Annotated in this window: 7 protein-coding genes and 2 pseudogenes; all 9 read left to right on the top strand. The window is 63.5% G+C overall.

The window, feature by feature from the left end; translation table 11 throughout:
- Positions 1-121, top strand: a pseudogene (locus IVB32_RS19470) (MotA/TolQ/ExbB proton channel family protein); the annotation flags it as partial.
- Between the two features lie 43 nt (positions 122-164).
- On the top strand, positions 165-614 hold the full coding sequence (gene tolR, locus IVB32_RS19465; protein WP_018453789.1) for a protein TolR: 450 nt from the start codon (positions 165-167) through the stop codon (positions 612-614).
- A 3-nt stretch (positions 615-617) separates the two neighbouring features.
- Positions 618-1,580, top strand: a complete 963-nt coding sequence (locus IVB32_RS19460; protein ID WP_018453790.1) for a hypothetical protein — start codon at positions 618-620, stop codon at positions 1,578-1,580.
- Between the two features lie 41 nt (positions 1,581-1,621).
- Entirely contained in the window at positions 1,622-2,968 is a 1,347-nt protein-coding gene (gene tolB / locus IVB32_RS19455; protein ID WP_026232593.1) for a Tol-Pal system beta propeller repeat protein TolB, read from the top strand.
- 242 nt (positions 2,969-3,210) lie between these two features.
- Positions 3,211-5,541 carry an EAL domain-containing protein gene (locus IVB32_RS19450; protein ID WP_018453792.1) on the top strand — a complete coding sequence of 777 codons (2,331 nt, stop codon included), beginning with the start codon at positions 3,211-3,213 and terminating at the stop codon, positions 5,539-5,541.
- Between the two features lie 162 nt (positions 5,542-5,703).
- Positions 5,704-6,468 (top strand): hypothetical protein, encoded by a 765-nt coding sequence (locus IVB32_RS19445; RefSeq protein WP_026232594.1) that lies wholly within the window; start codon positions 5,704-5,706, stop codon positions 6,466-6,468.
- Positions 6,469-6,704: 236 nt separating this feature from the next.
- Complete coding sequence (gene pal, locus IVB32_RS19440; RefSeq protein ID WP_026232595.1) at positions 6,705-7,193, top strand: peptidoglycan-associated lipoprotein Pal; 489 nt, start codon at positions 6,705-6,707, stop codon at positions 7,191-7,193.
- Positions 7,194-7,380: 187 nt separating this feature from the next.
- Positions 7,381-8,439: a tol-pal system protein YbgF gene (ybgF, locus tag IVB32_RS19435; RefSeq protein WP_018453795.1), complete on the top strand. Its 1,059-nt coding sequence runs from the start codon at positions 7,381-7,383 to the stop codon at positions 8,437-8,439.
- A 74-nt stretch (positions 8,440-8,513) separates the two neighbouring features.
- Positions 8,514-8,640: pseudogene (locus IVB32_RS19430) on the top strand (tRNA(Ile)-lysidine synthetase); the annotation flags it as partial.

Raw genomic sequence — 8,640 nt, 5'->3', positions numbered from 1 at the left:
TCCTGCCACTATTTTCTACAATAAGTTCACCTCCGAGGTGAACCGGCAGGCCCAGCGGCTCGAAGGCTTCGCCGATGAATTTTCAGCCATCCTGTCGCGCCAGATCGACGAGCGGGGCTGACGGACGGCATGTATAGTGTGAAGGGCAATTTGGGCACCAGACCATGGGCATGAACGTTGCGAGTTCGTCCGGAGGCGGTGGGCGCCGTGGCCGGCGCAAGCCGGTCGTGGCCGAAATCAACGTCACGCCGATGGTGGACGTGATGCTGGTGCTGCTCATCATCTTCATGGTCTCGGCGCCGATGTTGACGGTCGGCGTGCCGCTCGACCTGCCGCAGACCCAGGCCAAGAGCCTCGAAAACAACGACCAGAAGCCGATCCAGATGTCGGTGGACATCAAGGGCAAGGTGTTCATCAACGACGCCGAGATCGCGATCAACGAACTGATCCCCAAGCTGAAGGCGATCACGGACGCGCGCGGCGGGCTCGAGGAACGCATCTATTTGCGTGCCGACAAGAAGGCGGATTACGGGACGGTGGCCAAGGTCATGGGCCAGTTGTCCGGCGCAGGCTTCAAGAAGCTGGCGCTCGTCACGGAAGCGGATCAGGGGTAAACCGTGAAGGTGAAGGTCGACAAGACACTCGTTGCGTCGATTGCCCTCCACGTCCTCGTGCTGGGATGGGGGCTCGTCACCTTTAGCAGCAGGGCTTTTGTGCCGGCGGAAGAGTCGCTGCCGATCGACATCATCTCCACCGATCAACTCGCGCAGATGATGTCGGGGCAGAAGACCGGCGACAAGAAAGAGCCGAAGCCGAAGGTCGAGAAGATCGCGGAAGCCAAGCCCGAGGAAGACGCTGTCGGCAAGGTCACCGAGAAGAAAGAGCTGATCAAGACCAACTCGACGCCGGAGCCGCCGCCAAAACCCGTGGAGAAGCCGGTCGAGAAGAAGCCCGAGCCGCCCAAGCCCGTCGCTGAGGCGAAGCCCAAGGAAGAACCGAAGCCGCCGGAAAAAAAGCCTGACCCGGCCAAGGAAGATCCGATCGCCGAGCTGCAGAAAAAGCTCGAAACCAAGAAGCCGCCGCCCAAGCCGCCGGAGCAAAAGGTCGCGGCGGTGCAGCCGCAACAGCAGCTGCCGAAGCCCAAGGAGCGCAGCTTCGATCCCGCGCAGATCCAGCGCGATCTCGACAAGCGCGCCGCGACCCGGCACGAACTCGCCGGCTCGACGCTGAATGCGTCGGCCTCGCTGGGATCGACGACCGGAACGGCCGCCAACAACATTGCGACCTGGCGGGGCGCGTTCCAGGGGGCGGTGAAGCGCTGCTTCACGCCGACCTATAACGGCCAGGATGCGGATCAATACGAAGCCGACATCGACATTCCCATGAAGATCGACGGATCGCTCGCGTCCGAGCCGATCGTCGTCGCGGTGAGGGGACCGTCGCGATCGATCGCACAGGCGGTGGCGGAGAGTGCCAGACGCGCCATCGTGCAGTGTCAGGTCTATTCGTTCATGCCGAAGCAGCAATACGAGAGCTGGAAGCTCATTCCGATGACTTTCGGCCTGAAAGACATGTTGTGACATCCGAACAAAAGAATTTTGCGATGAATGACGTTCGATCGATGAACCGCCGCCGCTTCATGACCCTGACCGGATCGACGCTCGCGATGCTGGGGGGCGGACAAGCCTTGGCCCAGCAGCCGCAGGGACGGCTCCGCATCGATCCCACCGAGTTTCGGCCGATTCCGATTGCGATCACCAATTTTGTGCCGGGCTCGCCGGCCGACGGTGACGTCGGCAACGGCGTCACCCAGGTCATCACCAACAATCTGAAGCGCTCGGGCCTGTTTGCGCCGGTCGACCAGGCCGCCTTCATCGAGCGCATCAGCAACATCGACGTCGCGCCGCAGTTCGAGAACTGGAAGACCCTGAACGCGCAGGCCCTCGTCACCGGCCGCATGACGCGGCAGCCGGACGGCCGCCTCAAGGCTGAATTCCGCTTGTGGGACGTCGTCACGGGCCAGCAGCTCGCCGGCCAACAATATTTCACCTCGCCGGAATATTGGCGTCGCATCGCCCACATCATCTCCGACCAGATCTATGAGAAGCTGACCGGCGAGAAGGGCTATTTCGACAGCCGCGTGGTGTTCGTTGACGAGACCGGGCCGAAAGAGCGCCGCGTCAAGCGGCTCGCGATGATGGACCAGGACGGCGCCAATGTGCGCTATCTGACCCGCGGCTCCGACCTCGTGCTGACGCCGCGCTTCTCGCCGAACTCGCAAGAGATCACCTACATGGAATTTGGCCAGGGCGATCCGAAGGTCTACCTGTTCAACATCGAGACCGGCCAGCGCGAGATCGTCGGCAACTTCCCCGGCATGACCTTTGCGCCGAGGTTCTCGCCGGACGGCCAGCGCGTCATCATGAGTCTGCAGCAGGGCGGCAATTCCAACCTGTTCGTGATGGATCTGCGCTCGCGCTCGACCACGCGCCTCACCGACACGCCCGCGATCGACACCTCGCCTTCCTACTCCCCGGACGGCACCCGCATCTGCTTCGAGTCCGATCGCGGCGGCAGATCGCAGATCTATGTCATGGCCGCGGGCGGCGGAGCGGCGCAGCGCATCTCTTTCTCCAAGGACGACAACAACGCCACCTATTCGACGCCGGTGTGGTCGCCGCGGGGCGATTACATCGCCTTCACCAGGCAAGGTGGCGGGCAGTTTTCGATCGGCGTGATGAAGCCGGACGGCTCCGGCGAACGGCTTCTCACCTCCGGCTATCATAACGAAGGTCCGACCTTCTCGCCGAACGGCCGCGTGCTGATGTTCTTCCGCGATCCGGGCGGCAGCGGCGGGCCGTCGCTGTTCTCCGTCGACATCTCGGGGCGCAACGAGCTGAAAGTGCCGACGCCGGGCTTCGCCTCCGACCCGGCATGGTCGCCGCTCTTGTCCTCGACATCGGGCTAGCCGCCGCCCCCGGCGCGCGATGATTTGACCGCGCGCCTTTTCCGAAAACTTGGCGAGATGTTTCCCCGCGATAATTGTTCTTTAAGGTTGCACTAGGCAAACTTTTCCCATGGGTTTGTTTCTATTGATGTATTCCGACTATTGGTCATTCAAAACAACTCGACTTTAACGATGTTCCCTCAGAAAGACTTCATACCGGATCGGTAAAACTGCGCTCCAGACAGGACGCGCGTAAACACCAGATGCAGTTTGCAAGTCAGAGCGGAGAGCCGGAACAGCGGCCGCCGAAAACTTCGGCGGCGCAAATCGATTCGCTGTTCGAAGCGCCTGGCCCGTTGCTGGCGGGACTCATTTTCGTGTCGATTGGTGCGGCCCTCACCGCGCTGAGGACGGGCGAGCCGCTGATCTGGGCGTGCGTCGCACTTCTGATCCTGGCCGGGACCGCGCGGGCGATCGACCTGCGCCTCTATCAGGCACGTCACGCGGTCATGACCGTCGAGGCGGCCGCACGCTGGCAGAAGCGCTATCAGATCGGAGCAAAGATCCAGGCGGCTGCGATCGGCATCTGGTGCGCCACCACCCTGTTGGCCACGGACGACGCCGTGGCCCACATGATCGCCTTGTCCGTCACGACCGGAATCGCGGCAGGCGGCGCGGGCAGGGCATATGGCCGGCCTGCGATCTTCCACCTCCAGGCCGTGCTGATCTTCGGCCCGGCCGTGCTTGCCTTGGCGCTGCGTGGAACACCCTACTACATCGCGATGGCGCTGGTCAGCGCCGCGTTCCTGATGGCGATCATGCAGCTCTCGGTGAATCTGCATCGAATCTTCATGGGAGCGGTCGTGGCACGTGAGCGTGAAGCCGCGCTCGCCGGCCAGTTCGATACGGCTCTGAACAACATGCCGCACGGCCTCTGCATGTTCCGCGTCGACGGACAGCTGGCGGTCATGAACCACCGCTTCGGCGCAATGATGAATCTGCCGGAAGGTCTCGCGCAGCGCGGGGTCAACGCGCGTGACATCGTCGCGGCGTGCGTGAGCGCGGGATCCATCTCCGCTGGGAGCGGCGAGCGAATCGTCGCGGACATCGAGAGTTCGCAAGCCAAGGAGATCATCACCGCCGATCCCGATACGCAGCGAAACCGGTCGTTGTCCTGGACTGTCCAGCCGATGGCTGACGGTGGCGCGGTGGTGCTGCTCGAGGACATTACCGAGCGACGTAGCGCCGAGGCCAAGATCACGCATCTGGCGCGCTACGACGACCTCACCGCGCTGCCCAACCGCGTTCATTTCCGCGATGAGATCGAAAGGCTGCTGGCGATCTCGCACGGCGCCGAGCGCCTGTCCGCGCTGCTGTTCGTCGACCTCGACCAGTTCAAGCAGGTCAACGACACGCTCGGCCATCCCTGCGGCGACCAGCTCCTGTGCGCGGTCGCCAACCGTCTGCGCGAGATGCTGCGCCCCGAGGATTTCGTCGCCCGCTTCGGCGGTGACGAATTCGTCGTGTTCCAGGAGAACATCTCCTCGCCCGAGGACGCCGCTGCGCTGGCGCGCCGGATCGTCGAACGGCTGAGCGAGCGTTACCGCATCGACAATCATCTGGTCGAGATCGGCGCCAGCGTCGGCATCGCATTGACCTTGCCGGAGGGCATCAGCGCAGACACGCTGCTCAAGAATGCCGACATGGCGCTGTACCGGGCCAAGGCCGACGGCCGCGGCACCTTCTGCTTCTTCCGCGACGAGATGGCGGCGACCGTCGAGGCGCGCCGCATCCTCGAGCTCGATCTGCGCAAGGCGCTCGCCAACGAGGAGTTCGAGCTGTTCTATCAGCCGCTGGTCAATCTGAAATCCGGCAAGATCACGACGTGCGAGGCGCTGCTGCGCTGGAATCATCCGGTGCGCGGCACGGTCTCGCCGATCGACATCATCCCGGTCGCCGAGGACATGGGGCTGATCGTCGATCTCGGCCGCTGGATCCTGCGCCGCGCTTGCATGGAATGCATGAAATGGCCGGAGGGCGTCAGCGTCGCCGTCAACTTCTCGCCGCAGCAATTCCACCAGCGCGACGTCTTGAGCGAAATCCGCTACGCGCTCGAGGTTTCGGGGCTCCCGGCGCATCGGCTGGAGATCGAGATCACCGAATCCTCCCTGTTGCGCAACACCCAGCTCACGCACGACATCCTGTCGCAATTGCATGCGATCGGCGTGCGCATTTCGCTGGATGATTTCGGCACCGGCTATTCGAGCCTCAGCTACCTGCACAATTTCCCGATGCAGAAGGTGAAGATCGACCGCTCCTTCCTCGAGGGCATCGATGCCGACCGGCCGCTGACGCTGCTGCGCGGCGTAGCGCGGCTGTCGGCCGATCTCGGCATGGCGGTCGTGGTCGAGGGCATCGAGACCAATGATCAGCTCGAGTTGATCAGCGCCGACGGCACCGTGACCGAAGGGCAGGGCTATCTGTTCAGCCGGCCGGTGCCGGCAGTCCGGATTCGCCAATTGCTCAATGCCTCGCATGGCCGCCGCGGGGCTGAGGACCACATCGTCATGGTGTCCTCGCGATCGATCGCCTGATCTTTCTCCGCCTCGCTCCTTCAACGCATTTAGCTCTCGTTCGCCCGTGTTTTTGCGGGCTGCAAAGGTTAACCCTAACGTTTCTAAGCCTTTGCAATTCCGTTAATGAACCATTAATCTCCTCACACTCGCAGAAGTTGCTTTGGAGTGTAGGGGTACTGGATGACGTCTGGAGCTGAACCGCAAACGGTGCTCCTTCCGCGGGGAGCCGCTCTGTTTGACCGCATCGATTACCGCCTGATCGAAACTCCCGAGGACCGAGACAACCTCTATTTGATGCGGTACCGGGCCTATCTGCACGCCGGTCTGATCGAGCCGTCGGAGTCGCGGCGCGTAACCGATCGCTTCGACGATGCGCCCAACACCTGGAATTTCGGGGTCTATGTCGATGGAGAGCTCTGCAGCTCCGTTCGCATTCACGTCCTGACGTCGGACTGGCGGATGTCCTACACGACCGAAGTGTTTGGCGACGTGCTGCATCCCCGCCTCGACCGCGGCGAAGTTCTCATCGATCCATGCCGGTTTGTTGCCGATCCCGAAAAGCACCAGCGTTTTCCGGAGCTGCCCTATCTGACGGTGCGGCTGGCCTTTGTGGCCTGCGATCATTTCAACGCCGATACCGGGCTGGCCATGATCCGGACCGACCACCAGGCGTTTTATCGTCGCATCTTCCTGCACGAGACCATTTCACCGGAGCCACGCGGGTTTCCGGGCTGGCCCACCAAGAAGGCCGTGCTGATGGCGTCCGATTTCCGGAACCAGCGGGAAAAGGTCCTGACGCGCTTTCCGATCATGCGCTCCAGCGCGTTTGAGCGGCGCATGCTGTTTCAACGCAGCAGCCCCCGCCAGGCTGCCGCGCGCCCGGTGTCGCTGGCCACGCAGCGGCCCCCGGACGTAGCCGTCTCGGCAACGGGTTCTGCCCGCTAGGCCCCACGCGACGAGCCTAAAATTCCAGCAAAGGCCGCGGTTTTTGCCGGTCGTTGCGGCTTGCCTTCACCGTCGCGCCACATTTACAACCCATTAACCATGACGGTTGCTTTTCGCTGGTTGGGGGCATTTGACCGGCTGTGGCAAGGTTCCATCAAGGTTGACGGAACGTTCGCTTAACCAACCCCCTGTAGACCGGACAGCAGTGGACGAAACGTGAGCGTGGAGGCTCCGGAATGAAACATCCTATGCGCATCCTCCAGGGATTGAAGCTGGCCGCGGTGCTTGCCGTCGCGTTGTCGATGGGTGCCTGCGCCAACAAGAACTCTGCCACGGATGCGATGGCCAACGCGGCGACGCCGGGCAGCCAGCAAGACTTCGTCGTCAATGTCGGCGACCGCGTGTTCTTCGAAAGCGACCAGACCGATCTGACCCCGCAGGCGATCGTGACCCTGGAGAAGCAGGCGCAGTGGCTCCAGAGCTATCCGCGCTACAGCTTCACCGTCGAAGGTCATGCCGACGAACGCGGCACCCGCGAATACAACATCGCGCTCGGCGCTCGCCGCGCCCAATCGGTGCGTTCGTTCCTCGCCTCGCGCGGCATCGATCCGAACCGCATGCGCACGATCTCGTACGGCAAGGAGCGGCCGGTGGCCGTTTGCAACGACATCTCCTGCTGGTCGCAGAACCGCCGCGCCGTCACCGTGCTGAACGCGAGCTCCTGACGATCGGTCAGGCGCCGTTCATCTTCAGATAGCGATTATGCCGGCGCCCTCTCGGGCGCCGGTTTCGTTTCAGCGATCTGTGACAGAAACCCGTTTGTTACAGTCACAGTTTTGGCGTACTCCCCTTCAATGTGTGGCGCGTCGAATGTTCGGTCGCAGGCCATTTCGCTTTCGTCGTCAGGGCAAGATGTCATCCAGATTTAAGGTCTTCACCGGCACCGTGGCGATCGCCGCGCTGCTTTCGTTGTGCTCGCCCGCCCTCGCACAATCGGACGATGCAGATCCCGAGATGCGGATCGAGCGGCTGGAGAACCAGCTGCGCCAGCTCACCGGTCAGAACGAAGAGCTGCAATATCGCAACCGCCAGCTCGAAGAGCGGCTAAGAGCGCTCGAGGGCGGCGCGCAAGCTTCGCCCGGCCAGACGCCGGTCCAGCCCAATGTCGCGGCCATGCCGCCCGCACAAGCCGCGCCGGCCTATCGCCAGCAGCCGCCGCACCAGCAAGCGGCCCAGCCGAATTACGAGCAGCCGCAGATCGCCTCTCCGGCACCGATCGTTCAGGAGCAGCCTGCGCCCGGCGCGCCGGGCACGCGCCGCCGCGGCGATGCCTTCGACCCGAACCAGAGTCCGAATGCGCCGGGTGCGCCGCGCGCGCTCGGCGGCGGGCAGCAACCGATGCCTGCAGGTGCCCCGAGCGGCGCGCCCGGCGGCCGTGGCGCCGGCGAACCGCTTGATCTCGCCAACAGCGGCCCCCGCTATCCGCAGGCGGTCGGGCCTCAGGCTGCGCAGCCCGGCTATCCGCCGGTCTCATCCGGCTCTCCCGCGCCATCAGGCGGCACGGGCCTTGCGACCCTGCCGCCCTCGGCAACGCCGCGCGACGAATTCGACCTCGGAATCGGCTACATGCAGCGCAAGGACTACGCGCTGGCCGAGCAGACCATGAAGAATTTCTCGCAGAAATATCCGAGCGACCCGCTGCTCGGTGACGCGCAATACTGGCTCGGCGAGAGCTATTTCCAGCGCCAGCAATATCGCGACTCCGCGGAAGCCTTCCTCGCCGTCACCACGAAATACGACAAATCCGCCAAGGCACCGGATGCCCTGCTGCGGCTCGGCCAGTCGCTGGCGGCGCTGAAGGAGAAGGAGGCGGCGTGTGCCGCCTTCGGTGAAGTCGGGCGCAAATATCCGCGCGCTTCCGCCGGCGTCAAAGCTGCGGTCGACCGCGAGCAGAAGCGGGTGAAGTGCTGAGGCGCGGCGATTGATCCTGACAAGACGGATGGCGCTGCGCTAAACAGTGTCCATCCGCGGACGATTGCAGTGTCATGTCAGAGGACAATTCACCGATCTCGGCGCGTGAGGCCAAGCGCCTCTTCGCAGGCCTGAAAGGCGCGCAGGGACTGCTGCTCGCGGTCTCCGGCGGGCCCGACTCGGTGGCGCTGATGTGGCTTG

The sequence above is a fragment of the Bradyrhizobium sp. 23 genome (assembly GCF_023073295.1).
Taxonomy (GTDB): domain Bacteria; phylum Pseudomonadota; class Alphaproteobacteria; order Rhizobiales; family Xanthobacteraceae; genus Bradyrhizobium; species Bradyrhizobium canariense_D.
The sequence above is the reverse complement of the archived record's forward strand: the minus strand, read 5'-3'. Positions and strand labels throughout refer to the sequence as shown.